We start from the raw sequence: 16,603 nt of genomic DNA, 5'->3' as shown, positions 1-16,603 counted from the left end.
ATCTCGATTCAGGCCTACCTATTTTGGTGAGAAATCTTGTTGATGAATAATCCGGGATAAAAGAAAGAAAAGAAATCCACGAATCATCGGAAGAATTTGTCATTTTTTCATAAAAAATAAGCCTTTCACCAATATCTGTCCTAAGTGACCGAAATTCAGTGGAAGGCTTATTAAAAATAATCGTACCCAATTCTTATGCTGCTCAGGCTCTTCTTGAACGTGGATAATTGAGAAACTCTAAAGAATTGCCATCTTACCTCTCATCATTTACATAATCCAAAACCAAGGGAATAGCAAAAAGCGCCAAATCGTTTCACTTAACCCCACGTTGTGATTAATATCCCGCTTATCAATCATTGAATCGAGAATAACCAATAATGCTCCATTTAAAAAGAATATAAGCCCAGCAAGTGCTGTTGTCCAGTCAGTTACGAATATCTTATAAATTAACCATCCTAACGCGAGAATATACAAGATTCGTGAGCAATTTCTTCCAATCTTCAGCCATTTTAGAATGAGCACTACCCCCGAAATGACACTTACTTTTAAAATACAATTGTCACTATAAGCCAAGCTATTTTTTTTGCAACAGATTTATTTGCTATGTGGTGTGAAGTTAAGTATTTGGTAATCGCGCTTTCTATAGTCCCATCAAAACCTGCAGAGTAGTTTGCGATAGCATTAATTGTTTTCCAGTTAACTTTAACCGGAAAATACCATTTTTTTGTCTGCTTTTCCCACCACGTTTTCCCCATCTTCTTCAGAAAAGCTTTCATAGCTTTTCCAGCAACCTTTGCCCCCATAGTCGCTTTTCCACGTTTGTCTCTTGTAGTAATAAATCCTGTTGCCTCTTCAGGATCTACCCCCTTGCTTTGTAAGTAAACAGCAAACTCATAGTCAAAATCATCTCTATCATCAATAAGCATTAATTTATTAAACTCTGCTTGATCAACAATTGATATTGCCGGTTCACCCGTACTCTTATCAGTACTTTCTTCGGTTACGTCATCTGCACTCGCACTAATCTGAGTAGAAGAAATGGCAATCCCTTCACATACCATCAGACTACTTACAAGTATAATACCACTCTTAAACAATCTATTCTTTTTCAAAATAATCTCGTCCTTATCTATAAGTAAAGCATTTACCCATAATTTATAAAACCACATTCACCATAAGCTGTAACTATTATTAACACGTGGTTAAAGTTCTATGGCATCTTATTAATAATATTAATATAATAAAAAACGTCACATAACTAAAGATATCAAGTTTCTATACGGATTGTAACAACTTGGCAAAACGCCCCGCTATCGTCAATAAGTACCGTTTCTCTACGTATGGCGGGCTATGGCGCCGTAACCCAGACGCACATTCTGGACTTCTTTAAACCTAGTGACGCCGGGAACTTCTGGCTGTATACGTTTACGATGAGTTGGCCGCTAGTGCTGATCTCATTGGGAATTTCGATTGGAAATATTTTACATGAACCGAAGACCCGTGAAGTGGCGCAACGGTCAATTTCGCACGAAAAATAAGCGTATCGTCAGTCACCAAGTTCACTGAGCGTTTCCCTACCCTAATCCCCTAGCCAATGCTATACTGTCCCCACGAATCACAAATCACCGGCCACATCTCCCCTAACGAAGACGTGGCCGGTGGTTTTTTAATTAGTTTTAGAACCCATTATATTGATCGACTTGAAAATCCAACCCATTGGTAATCCCGCAATTCAATAGCCAAGCCACACTGAGTCCAATGAATATCATCGCAATTATTCGACGGTAACGCAGCTTGATAAACCGTGACTGGTGGGGTGTTGGCAAGAAGTGGAAATAGCCTGGACTTTCCTCCGGCATGTACAAAATGACTAGCCCAAAGAAGTCGATGAACGTGCTAACGATTCCGTTGCCATCAAAGAAGTTTCTTCCGATAAAGGCCTGGGGAAGAAAGAGCAACACACCCAAATATAGCAAGTAAATGACGGCAATATCAACCGTGAGTTTTCGTCTGAAGGCTGCCCAATACCGCGTTCCGAGCGGTAACACCTCTAGCAGAAAATACCCGGCCGTAAATATCAGCAACACCGTCAGCGAACGTATCGGCTGGACAAACAGCCACTTAACGCCTAAGATTTGAACCAGCCAAACCAGGCTTAGTAAAAGACCATTGTAAACACGTAGTAGTCGCGTCAACGATGCTATTTCTGTATTAAACAACACTTATCGTCATCTCTTTTGCCTATAAAATTTAATTTCACGGACAGCCACTCAACTTGGAGGAAAACCATGGAAGCTATCACTTATTCGGACTTTAAAAAAAGGATCAAGTTTTACTTAAACCGCATTACAGACGATTTTGAACCCCTAACCATCACGCGTAAACATCGTCCAAGTGTTGTCATCATCTCCGAAAAAGCCTATAACAATCTGCTAGAAAACCAATTTATTTTAAGCAATCCAGCAAACGTAGCTTGGCTTGAAGAGTCCAGAAAACAACTTGAAGCCAGCCGCACCGCCAAAAAACAGCATTAGTCACTAAAGGGCCATGACACACGTCACAGCCCTCTTTTTGTATACCGAACATTTAAGAACGGTTTCAGTATATGCAATTTTCAGTACAAGAAGCCGACCAACGCCTTTGTTTTTCCCGCGAACAAACTAAGCCCGGGCCAAGCGCCGCCGTAAAACTTCTGCGTACAGTAAGCCGACCACGATGGCGACCACCAAACCGAACCACGCAATCGCCACCGTCCAGCCGTTTGCGAGGAAGGCAAAGACGACCGCGCCGCCCGGAACCGTCAGCTGAATCACGGTGTAGAACACGCTTAGAATCGACCCGATCGACTCCTCCGGCAATTCCGTAATCATTTCCGCTTGGATGCGTGGATTGAGCAAGCCAATCAGGACCCCATTGACCAAGATACAGGTGACCAGGATGTAGCGATTCTGCAGCCACAATAGGTTGGCGCTGATGACGCCACTCACGCCGATCACCAGCGTCAGGTTTGCCGGAATCGACAGCCACGTCACTCGTTTCATCGGCGTAAATGACCCCAGAATCATCCCCACCGACTCCACCATATCGATCAGCGCCACGGTGTAGCCGAAGTTGCCAAACAGTAGCCGTTTTTCTTGAATGTAGGACAGGTTCAGTAGCGTACTCTGGCCAGAGCCAATGAAGTTGACGATGGAGAAGGCCACCATAAATCCGGTGACGGTCGAAAACGTCTTTAATAGTTTAAAATTTTTCATGCTAGTCGTAAAGAAGTGGTGAATCTCACGCCGGACCCCAAGAAAGGCCGTGTGGTGTTGAAATAGGCTGCTCCTCAACTGGCGGAACTGTTGCCGTGCGACCCACAGAATCAGGAAAGCCGCGACAAATGACACCGCGTTGAGCAGGCCAAAGAGCACGTAGTTGTAGTGCAAGGCGGCAATCAACCCCGCACCGACTAACCCGCCGACCAAACTAATCGTGGACCCCACCCCACTTTCAAAGCCACGGGCTTCAGCCAAGTCGTTCGCTGTCACCACATCCTTGATCACGGCGAGGGACACGAACGAGCTGAAGCTGCCGGCGAAGTCGCTGACGATGTTGATAAGCAGGAGCACGGTGAACACCCACCAGCTGGGACGAAAGGCAATCAACCCACTAAGTAGGAGAAACAGCGCGGCTTGGAAAAATTTCACGCCAACCATACTGCGGTAATGGTTGTTCGCCTCATCGGCCAGATACCCGGCGATGATGTCCAGCAGAAAGGGAATCGTCGCCACCACGGAGGCAATGCTGACGGCCAGCTTGGCGTTGGGCATCCCCCGCGCGTAAATCACGAAAACAATATTAAATAACGTTGACCCCAGCATGCTGATAAACGTTGCCAGCGTCAGCAGGCGGTAACGCCTGTTGTGTAGAAAGACCGTCATGCCGGTCAGCTCCTCTTTACTCGAACTTGGTGTGGCGGATGACGGCTAGAAAGTACAGGCCATTCAAAACCGTAGCGCCACCATAAATCAATTGCGGCCAAACGACGGCCCAGTGCGTGACCATGACCCCACCGAGTGCCGAGCCGATCGGAATCATAGCGGAGATTAAGCTCTCGTTGATGGTCGAAATGCGGCCCAGGACCGTGGCGGGAAAGGCCGACTGGACATAAGCGATGAAGTTGATATTCATCATACTGACGAACAGTGCACTCATTGAAATCAAGAAAACCGCCACGACGCCCTGCCGACTCACGGCCAGCAGCAGCCGACACCCGCCGCCCAGAATCAAGCAGCCGCCAGCAAAGGAAATCAGGCGGTTCCCGGTAAGCGTCAATTTCTGCACCAGCAACGCGCCCACGAGACCACCCACGGCGATGCCGGTCAGTAGCGCGCCGTAACCCCACGCCTGACCACTCAGATAAACGCGGGCGAACCGCGGCAAGGCAGCATCGGCAGCCCCGTAGAACAGGTTGACAGTGGCGAATGGAATCAGCACTTTCAGCATAAATGGGTGCTGGGCGAGCGTTTGCCAGCCGACTTTCAGCGACCGGCCGTAGGACTCTGTAGCAACGTTTGCCGAACTGGCTGGCCTGAGTCGCAACAGCTTGAAGACCAGCAAGGCGACGCCAAAGACCGGCACTGCCAGCAGAAGTGTGTGTTGCACGGACAACAACGACAGGAGCGCCAAGACGGCCCCGTTGAGAATCAGGTCCAACACCTGGTAACTCATTTGAAACAGGCCGTTGACGTGTAGGAGGTCGGCGCCACTGGCAAGCAGCGGCAGGAGCTTGTCCTCCGTGGGGTAAATCAGAGCGGAGCTGATGGTCGATAGGAGAAGAAACAACAGGAGGAAGACGCCAAGGAAACTCCCATTTAGCCGCAACGCCATGCCACCGACTAGTACGAGAGCCAATATGACCTGACTGGCGGTCGCCCCCACCAACACGCGTTTCACCCGTACCCGGTCCAAGATGGGGCCGAGCAGAAATGAGAGCGCATCCACCCCGGACGTGATGACAAAGACCGCCGTGACGAACAGTGCCGACTGATAGCGCGTGTTAAAGTACCACAGCACGGACATGTAGATCAGGCTGTCGCCGATGTTGGTGAGTATGCGGCCGGCTAGGAGCTGGCGGATGGTTGCGGTGTTGGTGGTTGTCATGGGAAGGCCTCGCTGTCGGAATTGGTTGAATTAAGAGAAGTATATCATAATTTTCTCATCTTTTTTTAATAAAATAAACTTTTATCGATTTCTTGGCGGCTTTGCTTAACAAACTGAATACTAAGAATGCATTGCAAGTCGTCTAGCCGTGCGCTACTTATTTTTTCCAATAGCGTTATCGTCTTCTTCCCAGTGGTCGCTAGCAACCCAGCGTCTTCATCATTTTACCGGCAATCCTATACTGCAGGCGTTGAAAATCGTCCCGACAAAAATAGAGAATAAAAAATCGGCTCATTGCCAACACCACTTCTGGTAGGCAATGAACCGATTTACTTTCTAATTTCAGATGAATTTAACCAAAACCGTTGTAGATAGATGAGCTACTGGAACTAACTGTGCTACCGCCAGGGATACTCTGCTCACCACCGGATTCGCTTTCAGATTCAGAACCAGTGCCAGCCTCCTCGCTAGAAGAATCGGCGGAAGAAGAACTGGCGGAACCAGTCCCATCGTCCACCCAGCCATTGCTGAGGTCTTGACCAGCTACAGCACCCGGTGCGTTCGTTAGCTGCCAGTAAATTGTCCCCGTATACGTTGTGGACGTACTACCGGAATAAATACTTGGCAAGGCATCAAGGTACATCCCACTAGCTGGCTTAACCAGGCTTTGATTTTCCTTCGACCAACCGTCGACGACGTTCATTCCATTAGTCATATCTCGTATCCGCGTACCAGCCGCAACCTCAACGGCACTCGCCATGGATTGCTTATTACCATCGGCGTCAACGTAAACCATATGACCAGCCAATGTCCGGCCGTCATCATTAGAAGTTAGATCAGTCGCCTGTGCCAGCACACTCCAAGGTGTACCAGTTGATTGCGTATCCTTAACGAAAACTTCGGGACTAGTCTTTGGTGCAAACAAAGTCTCTTTAGAAGGCACTGGAACCGAGCCAAAGTCCATAATTGGACTAATAGACGTAAACTCTAAAGTACTAGGACTTCTGACAACCTTCACTGCTTGCGTCCCATCCGTTGCAAGCTTTGAATCGGAATTAGAGGTAGCAGCAACATCAACAGTTGTTGATTCGCCCTCTTTTAGATTAGCAATCTGAGTAGCCAAATTCTTCTCCGTCGAACTAAAGGTCACATCGGAGTTAGAAACAGCCGCACCATTATGGGTCACTGTGATTCCCGCTTCTTTTACTAACCAATCCAGAATTTGTGAGTCTGACTTACCAGAGATATTGTCATCTATGCTGTCCGTATCAACATACGTTGGCGAGTTAGCTACCTGGAGATCTAGAACCTCTTTAATACTAACACCCTTCCAGATAACATCCCCAGTATCATTAAATTCATAAACATTAATTCCGCTAGTTAAGTTGGCAACAGCATCCGGTAGAGAAATCGAAAATTTACCATCGGAACCGATATTAGCGACATAGCTTACTTGTCCTGAAGATGTATCCATTCTCGCAGCTATTTTTAATCCTGGACGTCCGCTCCCCGTAATCACTTTATCTGATGATTTAATGTAAGTTACACTTCCAGTAGACGCCTGACTGTACGTAGAATTAACGGTAAAGGCATTAGTACCACTTTGCCAACCACTGGTAGGGCTTCCTTCACTAGCAATATCAGCAAATCCCATATAGGCTGCCTGTGACGTATTACTAAACTTTGCTTTGAACCCAACCCGCAAAGGCAGTAAATCTCTTAAATCTGATAAATTCACATCAAATTCATAATAATTAGTCGAAGGCGTTGCTATTCTTCGCTGTGTAGGTGCTATCTCAGTAGGCGTATTAGTTGCCATTGATTTCGTTCCCTGAGTAGCACTAGTAATATAAGGAATTAGACTAGTAATATAGGCAGAATTACTAGAAGCCATTTGAAAACTACCAGAGACTGCCATATATATCTTAGTGGTCCTGTCCGTGACTCTGTTTAAGTTACCGGGAGTAGTAGAAACGTTATTAGCAGCGACCGATACTAACTGTGGATACCCAGAAATAGTAGTAGTAAATGGCCAGTCATCAGCAATCAACCCATCGGAATTACCAACCATGTTCAGGGGCTTAATCAGAACCCCTTTACTATCATAGTGTGGATTACGGCTTACAAAGCCAAATGTCGTATTGCTAACTTCGGTTGCTTGAAAGGGCAGAACCGGTTTAGCTTCAGCCGACTTACCACCAATCAGCCCAACCCCCAACACGACAGCAAGCAGTAAGCCAAGTTGCATCATGAGTTTTCTAAACTTCATCTTGACTCACTCCCTCTCCCTTAGCAGGCGTGCTTGGTGATAAACGACCAATCCTAAGATCAAGACCATCAACAGTAGAATCCCTACTAAATCTGCTAAAATACTCTGAACTTCACCCGTTTGGGGCAAACGACCGGAGGCGATGGCTGCGACGGCCGACTTAACCGCTGCGGCACCGGAACCACCCTTTCTTGGCGTCGTTACTGGAGACGCCGTATCATCAGCGCTTCCCTTAGACGCTACTTGGGTCGGCTTTGTGCCGTCTGGAATACCACCATTGGCAATATCCCCGTCACTACCTTCATGGACAGTGGGCGTTGTCGGATCGACAGTGTTCCTTTGGGACCCATTGCCGATAAACGTAATCCCAGTACTGGTCGACCCAGTATCTGTCGTCTGAGCATTGGCGAGCGTTGATGTCCCCATGGCTAGTCCGCAGATTAGTGTGAGCACCAACATGAGCTGCTTAAGTGTTCTGTTCATGAGCAACGCCCCCTCCCTATAACGACTTAATTCGTTATTATTCGTCTTCGTCTTCATCCTCGTCATCACGACGGCGCCGACGAATCAAGTAGATAATCAGTAAAATTAAGAGAATCAGTAACAACATTCCCAGCGCACCTAAAGCAACTAACAGCCAGATGCTGATACCGGCTGTTTCGACAGAGTCTTTATTGACCTTGCTAGCTTGTGCTTGGGTAATCGTAAAGTTACGATCAAAGACCCATTTACGATCAGTGTTCTTAACCACCATATGCAGATGATAGTTACCGGCCTTCATCGGTGTCTTGCCATAAAGCATGGCGTACTTGAAGGTGGTATTAGGCGCCATCTGAACGTTTTCCTTCTTCACGTGTTTAACGACACTCCCGCCATCCCGATTGGTGACAGTGGTATCCATCTTTAAGTTAGGAATGATAACCGCAGTGGTGTTCCGCAAGTTAGCGATGACCCCACGGTGATAGTTACCCAGTCCAGCTTCGACCTTACCCAAACTCATCGAAGGATTAGGCACTTGGCCTAACGTGTACTTCATCCCAATGACGTAAGAGTACTTGTTGGTCATGTTGCTAGCGCCCTTAACTGTCCCGGTGACTTTAGAATCCTTCCGTTCAAAATACCAGCCGCCTAAGATGACCCCATTAAAGTTGGTCTTAGGTACTTTGACATTGGCCGTAACGACTCTAGACTTATGCGCAGGAATCGTAATGGTCTGTTTCCCTTGAATCTTACTAATGTCGCTCATCTTGTAGCGTAATGAAGAGTCAAACGTCTTGGCTGGCTTCACGTATTCGATGGCCCCACCGGTACTCGTCCATGCCGTATGAATCGCCGCCTTGACCGTCACGTCTTCATTAGAGATGTTAAAGACTTTGACCTGCAACTTTTCTGTCTGACCAGACTTCATGCGTAAATCGAAAAACGAATTTTTTTTGTTAATTTGGTTCTTAGGAATCTGCGCTGAAACGTTGAAGCCAATATCACCAGCCGAAGCAGCATTCGCAATCAATGGCACACCGCCACCAATAATTACACCGACAATCAATAAAACTATGAGTTGAATCTTTTTAATCCCGCGCATCCTACACCCCTACTTACCCTAGTTAAGTTATTTGATAAATTCTGTAATACCTTAATGGTACTACTATGTAAGCGAAAAAGGTGCTCATTTTTTAGATATGAACACCTTTGCCGTCTTTAAATATTAAGCACCTGGTGTGTCAGTTAAAGTCCAGTTCAGGTTGCCTGTGTAAGTCCCGGCCTTAACGTTGGCTGGGATGTTAGTTAACGTGATGTTTGAAGGATCAAGCTGAAATGCAGTGGTTAACATCCCGCTATCAGCCTTAGCTGAGTAGATCGTGTTTTCAGTACCATCCGTTGCGGCAGTGGTATCGGTTGCGACAAGGCCATCAGTTGCGGTGCTAACGTTGGTTCCAGCAACACCGGTTGATGCTGAAGCGGAGTTTGTGATCTTAGCATTACTTGCAGCTAAGCCTAATGTTGCACCCTTTAAAATAACACCGTCGCCGTTAAGCATTTGGTCAGCACTAACGGTAACTGTCCAACCTTCATTACTCCCACGAGTATCCTGTACTTCGGTAACGAGGTTCGTGTTGTCCGTCTTAACGCCATCCTTGTCAGTTTGAACTGAGTCAGCGTTGGTGACTGTCGGATTGTAAGTTTTGTTCTTAGCTGCATCAGCAGTCGTTTGAATTGCCTCACCCTTAACATCCCCGAATTGCATCTTAGGAGAAACATATAGGAAGGTTAAGTCACTACTTGGATCGGTAACACCACCATGATTACCACCTGGTACCTTAGTTCCTGGATTGTCTGGGTCAGCTGGATCAGTGGTTGCATCTGGCTTACTAAATGTAATTGAGTTTGACGTTGTTCCATGAAGTCCATCCGCATTGGCAACAACTGGCGCAACGGAACCTAATAACAATGCCCCGGCTAATAATACACTACTTACTGTTTTGTTCATGATTCATGCACCCCTCTTGTATGATTTCCGTAACAGCTAAATTTTTAACGATAGTCTTTGCTGTGGCCCTCAACTAATTGTCGTTCCCATAGTAGCGATGGCCTAGTTACTCGCCTCAGTGGTAAATGTTTAGACCCTCAACGTCCGTAACACTTACTTAACTATGTAACAACATCATTATATGGCTAAGATGTTAACTTGTAAACCTTTTTTGACCAAAAAATAAAAGTTTTTTAAAGCAATCTTAAATCAGTTTAGATTACTGATATATCAACGTTTATAACGATTTCGTGTGCGTTTTACGCCTAATTAGAATCCAGATAATGTGCCCCAAAAGCCGAATTTCGTCTAAAAAACGAGTTTAATAGTTATATGTACTGTAACTCCCGGTATAACAGTATTTATAACGGTTTCAAACCAGATACAATTATTCATAGTGTATCACATATAGGTAACACCCTATGAACGATCTATTTGGAATTTCATCAATTTTTAGTCCGAATTTCTATCGGGCGATAAATCCCAGTAACGAATTAAATCGTCCAAACCCCTTACGGCTCTAACATTAGCCTCTCACTTTACCTAATCTGTTCCCTAACACTTGTTTGCCACACTAGCTAAATTCCGGAAATCTCACACTCGTTAAAAAAACGAGCATTTTTTTCATTGTTCGCAATCTATTACTGGTATTTTTTAACCTAATCTGCTCGAAATTTAACTGTTTTCTTGATATTTATCAATTTCTGCCGCTATTTTCATTAGAAACATGGCGCCATACCATTTACGAATGGGAATTTAAAGTAAACAAAAACAGTTAGCCCCAGAAACGCGGACTAGCCATTTTCGTTTACATTTTAAAAATCGATCACATCATCCAGAACCAAGGCAACAGCAGGAAACGCCAGAGCGTCTCACTCAAGCTGGTCTCGTGATCGGTATCCCTAGCTGTAATTGCTGAATCAAGGATCACCAATAGCGCACCGTTTAAGACAAACACAAGTCCTGCAAATGCCGTTGTCCAATCGGTTACAAATATTCTATTGATCAGCCAGCCTAGCGCCACCACGTAAAGGAGCCGTGAACATCCCCGTGCTATTCTTAACCACTTCAAGACAAAATGTCCCTTCCTACTTGCAACAATTTCTTATGGTACAAGCCTACTATGACCAATTAAGCGACCAGTCACGTATTCATGACTCGCTTACTTGCTAGTCATTCAACAACTGCTCCACCAGCTTCTGTGTCGCCGCCGTCCGTTTCTCCTGCTGGTCACGCACAGTTAAATAGTAGTGGGCTAACGCCGACAGCGTCATATCTTCATCGGCCTGCGGTAACGCGTATAGCCGGTGGAACTGCGTCGTGACCTGATTGAAGCTGGCTTTCGACGTCACCAACTGGCGTAACTGTTTAGGCGTCACGTGATTCTTCCGGGCTGGTGCCCAGCCCGACTGTGGTTGCCGGTCGAGTCGTTGCTGGAAGGCCCGCGTCAATGCCGTCGGCCACTTCGGTAACGGCTGCCCCTGCGCCAAACGTTCCTTCACCGTTAACAGGTCTGCGTAAACGTTCGCCGGGACTTGGCGCCCTTCCCAACTCTTTTGGAGCGGCACTAAGGCGACTTGCCGTTGCTCGGACGTCAGGTCAAACCCGACCGCCACGTTAAACACGTCGTCGTTCCAGTCGCGTTGTCGCTGGGCCGCCAGGTGACGACTCAACCGGTTCAAGTCCGCCACCAGATAACGGGGGACGATTTGCAGGCGGGCGGCCTTGATCTCACCGCGTTGGGCAAACTCCGTGGCCATCACGCCGAGCTGATACGAGTTTATTAGTTTCTGGAGGCTGCGGGGCATGGACAGCTTGGCTAACTGGTTCTTGAACTCTGTCAGCGGTAAATGTTGAACGATCAGTGCCGCCACTGCCGTCAAATACGCCTGATAGTCTGCAGATGCCCGCAACCGCTTTTCTGCGGCTGTTTGCGCCGCATCCACCGCGGCCCAGGCGGCTTGTTCGTCGTGTTCGGCCACCCGTTGCGCCTGACGTTGACGCCGTTGTTGCCGCTCCGCCAATGCTGCCGTGGCTTCGCGGTCAGCGGCCTGCAAGTCCGTGTACTCCGTTAGATAGGGAGAGAGTTGTTTGTCCGGCACCGCTGTCGACCGGTGTTTCAAGTAGCCGGTCACCGTATGACGTGTCCCCTTTTGAACCCACCGGTGGCGCTGATGATGTTGCTTGGGCAGATTGGGCAAGGCTTCTTGGTCCCACATGATCTCTGGCACCTGCGGGTAATGGGCGGTCAAATCATCGTACTGGGCCACCGCGTGAATGTTGTCCTCCGTGGTGATGGTCATCAGGTACTGCATTTCATCGCTCATGAACTTCTTGACGCACTCCGAGCCGACCACGATTTTATGGCCGTCCTGGCGCAACACCACGTGGTACTCGTAGCGCACCGGCTTGTGGCACAGCGCGCAATGCCGCCAATCCGTCCGCTGGTTGCTGGGATTGATGACGTACGGCGAATCCGCCAGCAGTTTCCACGCCTCGCTCCCCTGCACCAACCAGTCCACCCGTTGGTCCAGCAGCGCCTGTCTGGCAGAGCGCGGCAAAAAATCGCTGGTATCCTTGATGGTGGGGTGGTCGCGCAACAGCGGCATCAAACGCGTCAAATCAGGCAGTTTGAGTGCTCGTTGACTAAGCTGTAGGAACCGATTTTCGGCGGGGGTCAGAATTGTGGTCGGCATGGAAAACATCCTTTCTGGGAAAAATTCAGTGATTTTAGTGTACCATAATTTACGTTGAAAACGAACGTGTGTTTCGATGCTTCTGGGAGAGTATCCTGTACGCTTAAGTCATACCTATTTTATTGTTTTAGTTCGATCTCGCTGACTTAAAGCACACTATAGTTGCTTTGTCTGCTAAACAACGTAAAATCCAACTTGGAGGTGGCCATTTTGCAAAATGAAAATTTAGAACACATTACAATCAACATTCAGTCTGACATTAGAGCTCGTGCCCAAAAGGAACTAGAACACGACGGATTTACACTTTCCGAATATCTACAGCTTGTTTTAAAGTCTGTAGCCAATAACGGCTTACCTGAGGACTTTCTAACACCTAATTCCGAAGTGACTGATTCCATCTTAGAAATGGTTGACCACCTAGCTAAAAATGAACCGCTCCTTGGTGGAACCGCCGAAGAATTTGAGCGCTCTTTGAATGAGTGAATCATGTCTTAAATGAAACGACCGATTTAAAATCAGTATTAAAAATCACCAGTGAAGTCGACTTACCGGCTTCACTGGTGATTTTTGATTTCATCCGCAGGTTGCGTATCACTGCCAGTAGGATGGTCGTAAAAGCCTTTCAACAGTTGATGTGGACAAGTACAATTAGAGCCGGAGGCGGCCAGAGATGGAGCCAGCTGTGACGACAATGTTAGTTGGGGTACTTTCCCGACTTACATTGTGGGACGACCTGAGAGACGCATGAACTTTGCGGCTTTCAGGCGAGCTGGAAGCCCGCCCCACAGGCTGGAGGCGTTCCCCATAGCAGGCGGAATCCCTGGCAGCCGCAGTGCGAGCAATTTACACTCTAATTCTCATTAATCCACTGCTTCAACGCCACTCCGGTTCGCGAATCGGCAACGGTGATGGCCGCCCGTGGCGTACCGCTGTACTGAATCCGACCGCCGTAACGCCCAGCGTCCGGACCCACGTCGATCAGCCAGTCCGCCTGACTGATGACGGCTAGGTTGTGCTCGATGATGATCAGCGAATTACCCGCCGCGACCAAGTCGTTGAAGAGTGTCATCAACCGCGCCGTGTCCTTTAAATGCAGGCCCGCCGTTGGTTCGTCCAGCAGGTAGATTGTCCCCTGCTTCCCCAGTTCGACCGCTAATTTCAGCCGTTGGAGTTCACCACCCGACAGCGTCGTCAACGGCTGGGCCAGCGTCAAATAGCCTAGGCCAACACGGTCCAGATTGGCCAACTTCGCCGCTAGTTTTGGCGTGTCTTGGAAGAAGTCCGCGGCCGCCTTGACCGACAGCTGGAGGACCTCCGCAATGTTTTTGTCCCGATAAGCGTACTGGAGGGCCGCTTCACTGTACCGTTTGCCCTGACACAGCTCGCAGGTCTGAACGACGGGGTCCATGAACGCCATGTTAGTAATCGTGACGCCCTTGCCCTTACACCGCGGACAGGCGCCCTTGCCGTTGTAGCTGAACCAACTGGTCCCCACGCGGCCGTTCGCCTGGCTGAATAACTTCCGGATATCGTCCAAAATTCCCAGATAGGTGGCCGGCGTCGAGCGGATGTTGATGCCCACCGGCGTCTGCGCCAAGTCGATATAGTCTTCGTGGAGTTGCGACTTCAATGCCGTCACCAGCGAGGACTTCCCCGAACCGGCGACCCCGGAAATCACAGTCATCACACCCAAGGGCACGTCGACACTGACGTCTTTTAAATTATTCTGAGTCACGTGCCGCAGGGCTAATTGTCCGTTGGGATGACGCTCAGTGCCCCAATGGTGGGCCTTGCGCAACCAGGTCCCGGTCAACGTCTCTGACGCCAACAACTCCGGTACTGTTCCCGTAAACGTGATGGTCCCGCCACCCTGACCAGCCTGCGGACCCATTTCAACAACGTAATCGGCAAAAGTGATCATCGCCGGATTATGTTCAACCACTAAAATAGTGTTGCCTTTTTCTTTTAACTTGGTCAACGCCTGCTTGATCAATTGAATATCGTGTGGATGCAGGCCCACGCTGGGTTCGTCCAGGATGTAGACCATATCGACTAGCGCGCTCGTCAGGTATTTGGCGATTTTGATACGTTGCGCTTCCCCACCGGACAACGAGCTAGTCCCCCGGTCGAGCGTCAGATAGCCCAGACCAATGTCGACCAGCGACTGAATCTTGGTGCTGAGCTCCCGGACCACGTCGGTCGCCAGCGGCTCAGTGATATCCCGTAAAAATGTTAGCACGTGGCGTAGGTCCATGGCGCTGACCTCGGCAATGTTGTGGCCATTGATATGATTGGTCAGAACTTCTGGCTTCAACCGCGTCCCATGGCAAACGGGGCATGGCTTGCGGGTCACAATTTCCGCAATGGCCTCGCGGTGGTGTTCCGCTTCCTTTTTGCCAATCACCGACCGCCGAATCCGCGGCACAACGCCTTCGTACAGGGCCGTGCGGGGGAACCCTTTACCCGGATGCTTCAGATTCTGTTGCGGCGCGTGCATCAGAAGGTCATACTCTTCGGCCGTGTAATCCCTGATGGGCTTGTCATCATCGAACAACCCACTCGTCGCGTACCGCCGCCAACGCCAGGTATTCGGTCCGAAGCTGACAAAGGTGATTGCCCCCTGATTCAGTGACTTCTCAGGGTCGATCAGCTTAGCCTCGTCAATGTCGTCCACGTACCCCAAGCCCTGACAGGCCGGGCACATCCCCTGCGGCAAGTTAAACGAAAAGCTGTCGGAATACCCGATAAACGGCTTGCCAATTCGGGAGAACAACAGGCGCAACAGGGAATAAATACCGGTGTACGTTGCCAGCGTGGACCGTGCGTTCTTACCCAGTCGCTGTTGCTCAATGACAATGGCGACCGGCAAATGCTCGATGTCCTGCACGTGGGGTTGCCCAAATTTCGGCAGGTATTGCTGGGTAAAACTGGGGAACGTTTCGTTCAATTCTCGCCGCGAAGCCGCCGCAATCGTGTCAAAGACCAGTGACGACTTTCCCGATCCCGACAGGCCGACAAACACCGTCGTCTGGTACTTGGGCACCCGCAAATTTACGTGTTGCAGGTTGTTTTGGGTGGCATCCTTGATGTCGATGTATCCCGATTTAAAAATTGGTTGCATCCCGTTGCTCCTCTCTTCGTCTCGTCTCAACTGCTACATTTTCCACCTTACCATATTCTAAAATTTTCCGCTTAACGTTGGACTGACAATTGTCGTCTTCGGCTGGCAGGAACTCCATCCTGTGGGGCAGACCTGGGGCCTGAGGAGCGGCCCCCAGGGCGACTTGCAGCCTCAAAATCGAGTCTTCAAGCTCGGCCCCTCTTCTAAGGCTGAGAAGACCGCTCAGTCTAAGAGGACCGACACAGGGTTCCGTCCCTGCCAGCCTTCGACTACATTGTGTCCAGACCTTAGATTGGCGTAATGGCTACTTTGGTAAGCCTAAAGCGTGAGTAGTTTTAGTTATGAATAATCTTCTAGGACGAAACACTAGGCAACAAAGATATCGTAAATTCTAGTGACCACTGATTGAATCATTTTAACTGCCAACTGTAATCGCATTAGCAGCAGAAGATCAGCAAGTAAATCGGGTCAATTGCCCCTGAATAAATTCAGCGGCTTGTCGCTCACGTGTCTGGCGACACAGTAGTCCAACATGCCAGTTAGGCACTCCTACTCGTAGTGGCAACATCATCGGGTAATTGACGGCTACCCGTTTAACTGCCAGGTTTACCCAGCAGTTGTTAGCTTCTTAATCTTTGGGTGTTTAACACCATTCAACCAGTCTTGTCCAAGCATCGAGATATTCATAGCGCCTAGTCGATCATCGTTACATCGATACTGGCATTGGGTACACCAATATTCGTGGGTTTTGTGATGGCGATTAGTCTTTTCAACTAGGCCACACTTAGGGCATCTCTGAGAGGTGAAGGCTGGATTCACCTTCACGACGGTACTTTGAGTAGCCC

The 16,603-nt window shown here is 48.5% G+C and carries 16 protein-coding genes; 3 read left to right on the top strand and 13 right to left on the bottom strand.

Annotation, left to right across the window (positions count from 1 at the left end; genetic code table 11):
• Nucleotides 1-190 (bottom strand): hypothetical protein (locus FC99_RS14295; RefSeq protein WP_235805931.1); only part of this gene is annotated, 190 nt, incomplete at its 3' end.
• 355 nt (nucleotides 191-545) lie between these two features.
• Complete coding sequence (locus FC99_RS12675; protein ID WP_156166928.1) at nucleotides 546-1,112, bottom strand: hypothetical protein; 567 nt, start codon at nucleotides 1,110-1,112, stop codon at nucleotides 546-548.
• Between the two features lie 228 nt (nucleotides 1,113-1,340).
• Here FC99_RS12675 and FC99_RS12670 point away from each other — a divergent pair, with 228 nt between their 5' ends.
• A complete protein-coding gene (locus FC99_RS12670; RefSeq protein ID WP_048734456.1) occupies nucleotides 1,341-1,538 on the top strand; it encodes a hypothetical protein in 198 nt (65 codons plus the stop codon).
• A gap of 138 nt (nucleotides 1,539-1,676) precedes the next feature.
• Here the strand turns inward: FC99_RS12670 and FC99_RS12665 are convergent, their stop codons facing one another.
• The gene (locus FC99_RS12665) at nucleotides 1,677-2,222 is read right to left on the bottom strand and encodes a hypothetical protein (RefSeq protein ID WP_048734455.1); all 546 of its coding nucleotides are present in this window, start codon (nucleotides 2,220-2,222) and stop codon (nucleotides 1,677-1,679) included.
• A gap of 66 nt (nucleotides 2,223-2,288) precedes the next feature.
• Between FC99_RS12665 and FC99_RS12660 the strand changes: the two genes are divergently transcribed.
• Entirely contained in the window at nucleotides 2,289-2,534 is a 246-nt protein-coding gene (locus tag FC99_RS12660) for a type II toxin-antitoxin system Phd/YefM family antitoxin (RefSeq protein ID WP_048734454.1), read from the top strand.
• Nucleotides 2,535-2,660: 126 nt separating this feature from the next.
• On the opposite strand, the gene FC99_RS12655 is transcribed toward FC99_RS12660, so the two are convergent.
• From FC99_RS12655 to FC99_RS12620, 8 genes are all read right to left on the bottom strand, one after another.
• Nucleotides 2,661-3,923 (bottom strand): MFS transporter, encoded by a 1,263-nt coding sequence (locus tag FC99_RS12655; RefSeq protein WP_048734452.1) that lies wholly within the window; start codon nucleotides 3,921-3,923, stop codon nucleotides 2,661-2,663.
• Nucleotides 3,924-3,939: 16 nt separating this feature from the next.
• A complete protein-coding gene (locus FC99_RS12650; RefSeq protein WP_048734449.1) occupies nucleotides 3,940-5,145 on the bottom strand; it encodes an MFS transporter in 1,206 nt (401 codons plus the stop codon).
• A 352-nt stretch (nucleotides 5,146-5,497) separates the two neighbouring features.
• On the bottom strand, nucleotides 5,498-7,414 hold the full coding sequence (locus FC99_RS12645; RefSeq protein ID WP_048734446.1) for a hypothetical protein: 1,917 nt from the start codon (nucleotides 7,412-7,414) through the stop codon (nucleotides 5,498-5,500).
• 6 nt (nucleotides 7,415-7,420) lie between these two features.
• Nucleotides 7,421-7,897, bottom strand: a complete 477-nt coding sequence (locus FC99_RS12640) for a hypothetical protein (RefSeq protein ID WP_048734445.1) — start codon at nucleotides 7,895-7,897, stop codon at nucleotides 7,421-7,423.
• 37 nt (nucleotides 7,898-7,934) lie between these two features.
• Entirely contained in the window at nucleotides 7,935-8,996 is a 1,062-nt protein-coding gene (locus tag FC99_RS12635) for a WxLIP family cell surface protein (RefSeq protein ID WP_048734441.1), read from the bottom strand.
• 123 nt (nucleotides 8,997-9,119) lie between these two features.
• The gene (locus tag FC99_RS12630) at nucleotides 9,120-9,902 is read right to left on the bottom strand and encodes a WxL domain-containing protein (RefSeq protein ID WP_048734438.1); all 783 of its coding nucleotides are present in this window, start codon (nucleotides 9,900-9,902) and stop codon (nucleotides 9,120-9,122) included.
• A gap of 865 nt (nucleotides 9,903-10,767) precedes the next feature.
• The gene (locus tag FC99_RS12625; protein ID WP_048734434.1) at nucleotides 10,768-11,013 is read right to left on the bottom strand and encodes a hypothetical protein; all 246 of its coding nucleotides are present in this window, start codon (nucleotides 11,011-11,013) and stop codon (nucleotides 10,768-10,770) included.
• Between the two features lie 97 nt (nucleotides 11,014-11,110).
• Nucleotides 11,111-12,637: a hypothetical protein gene (locus tag FC99_RS12620; protein WP_048734431.1), complete on the bottom strand. Its 1,527-nt coding sequence runs from the start codon at nucleotides 12,635-12,637 to the stop codon at nucleotides 11,111-11,113.
• A 210-nt stretch (nucleotides 12,638-12,847) separates the two neighbouring features.
• Here FC99_RS12620 and FC99_RS12615 point away from each other — a divergent pair, with 210 nt between their 5' ends.
• Nucleotides 12,848-13,120, top strand: a complete 273-nt coding sequence (locus FC99_RS12615; protein WP_048734428.1) for a type II toxin-antitoxin system RelB/DinJ family antitoxin — start codon at nucleotides 12,848-12,850, stop codon at nucleotides 13,118-13,120.
• A 367-nt stretch (nucleotides 13,121-13,487) separates the two neighbouring features.
• On the opposite strand, the gene FC99_RS12610 is transcribed toward FC99_RS12615, so the two are convergent.
• Together FC99_RS12610 and FC99_RS14290 are read right to left on the bottom strand one after the other, a co-directional pair.
• The gene (locus tag FC99_RS12610) at nucleotides 13,488-15,758 is read right to left on the bottom strand and encodes an ATP-binding cassette domain-containing protein (RefSeq protein WP_048734426.1); all 2,271 of its coding nucleotides are present in this window, start codon (nucleotides 15,756-15,758) and stop codon (nucleotides 13,488-13,490) included.
• Nucleotides 15,759-16,364: 606 nt separating this feature from the next.
• Nucleotides 16,365-16,603 (bottom strand): zinc ribbon domain-containing protein (locus tag FC99_RS14290; protein ID WP_420843330.1); only part of this gene is annotated, 239 nt, incomplete at its 5' end.

Source organism: Levilactobacillus koreensis JCM 16448, from assembly GCF_001435525.1.
Classification (GTDB): domain Bacteria; phylum Bacillota; class Bacilli; order Lactobacillales; family Lactobacillaceae; genus Levilactobacillus; species Levilactobacillus koreensis.
This window is presented reverse-complemented; position numbering and strand designations above follow the sequence as displayed.

Excerpts from the sequence above, each read along its gene's own strand:
- FC99_RS12655 (WP_048734452.1), bottom strand. The coding sequence starts at position 3,923 with ATGACGGTCTTTCTACACAACAGGCGTTACCGCCTGCTGACGCTGGCA.
- FC99_RS12640 (WP_048734445.1), bottom strand. The coding sequence starts at position 7,897 with ATGAACAGAACACTTAAGCAGCTCATGTTGGTGCTCACACTAATCTGC.
- FC99_RS12645 (WP_048734446.1), bottom strand. The coding sequence starts at position 7,414 with ATGAAGTTTAGAAAACTCATGATGCAACTTGGCTTACTGCTTGCTGTC.
- FC99_RS12630 (WP_048734438.1), bottom strand. The coding sequence starts at position 9,902 with ATGAACAAAACAGTAAGTAGTGTATTATTAGCCGGGGCATTGTTATTA.
- FC99_RS12650 (WP_048734449.1), bottom strand. The coding sequence starts at position 5,145 with ATGACAACCACCAACACCGCAACCATCCGCCAGCTCCTAGCCGGCCGC.
- FC99_RS12660 (WP_048734454.1), top strand. The coding sequence starts at position 2,289 with ATGGAAGCTATCACTTATTCGGACTTTAAAAAAAGGATCAAGTTTTAC.
- FC99_RS12635 (WP_048734441.1), bottom strand. The coding sequence starts at position 8,996 with ATGCGCGGGATTAAAAAGATTCAACTCATAGTTTTATTGATTGTCGGT.
- FC99_RS12670 (WP_048734456.1), top strand. The coding sequence starts at position 1,341 with ATGGCGGGCTATGGCGCCGTAACCCAGACGCACATTCTGGACTTCTTT.
- FC99_RS12620 (WP_048734431.1), bottom strand. The coding sequence starts at position 12,637 with ATGCCGACCACAATTCTGACCCCCGCCGAAAATCGGTTCCTACAGCTT.
- FC99_RS12610 (WP_048734426.1), bottom strand. The coding sequence starts at position 15,758 with ATGCAACCAATTTTTAAATCGGGATACATCGACATCAAGGATGCCACC.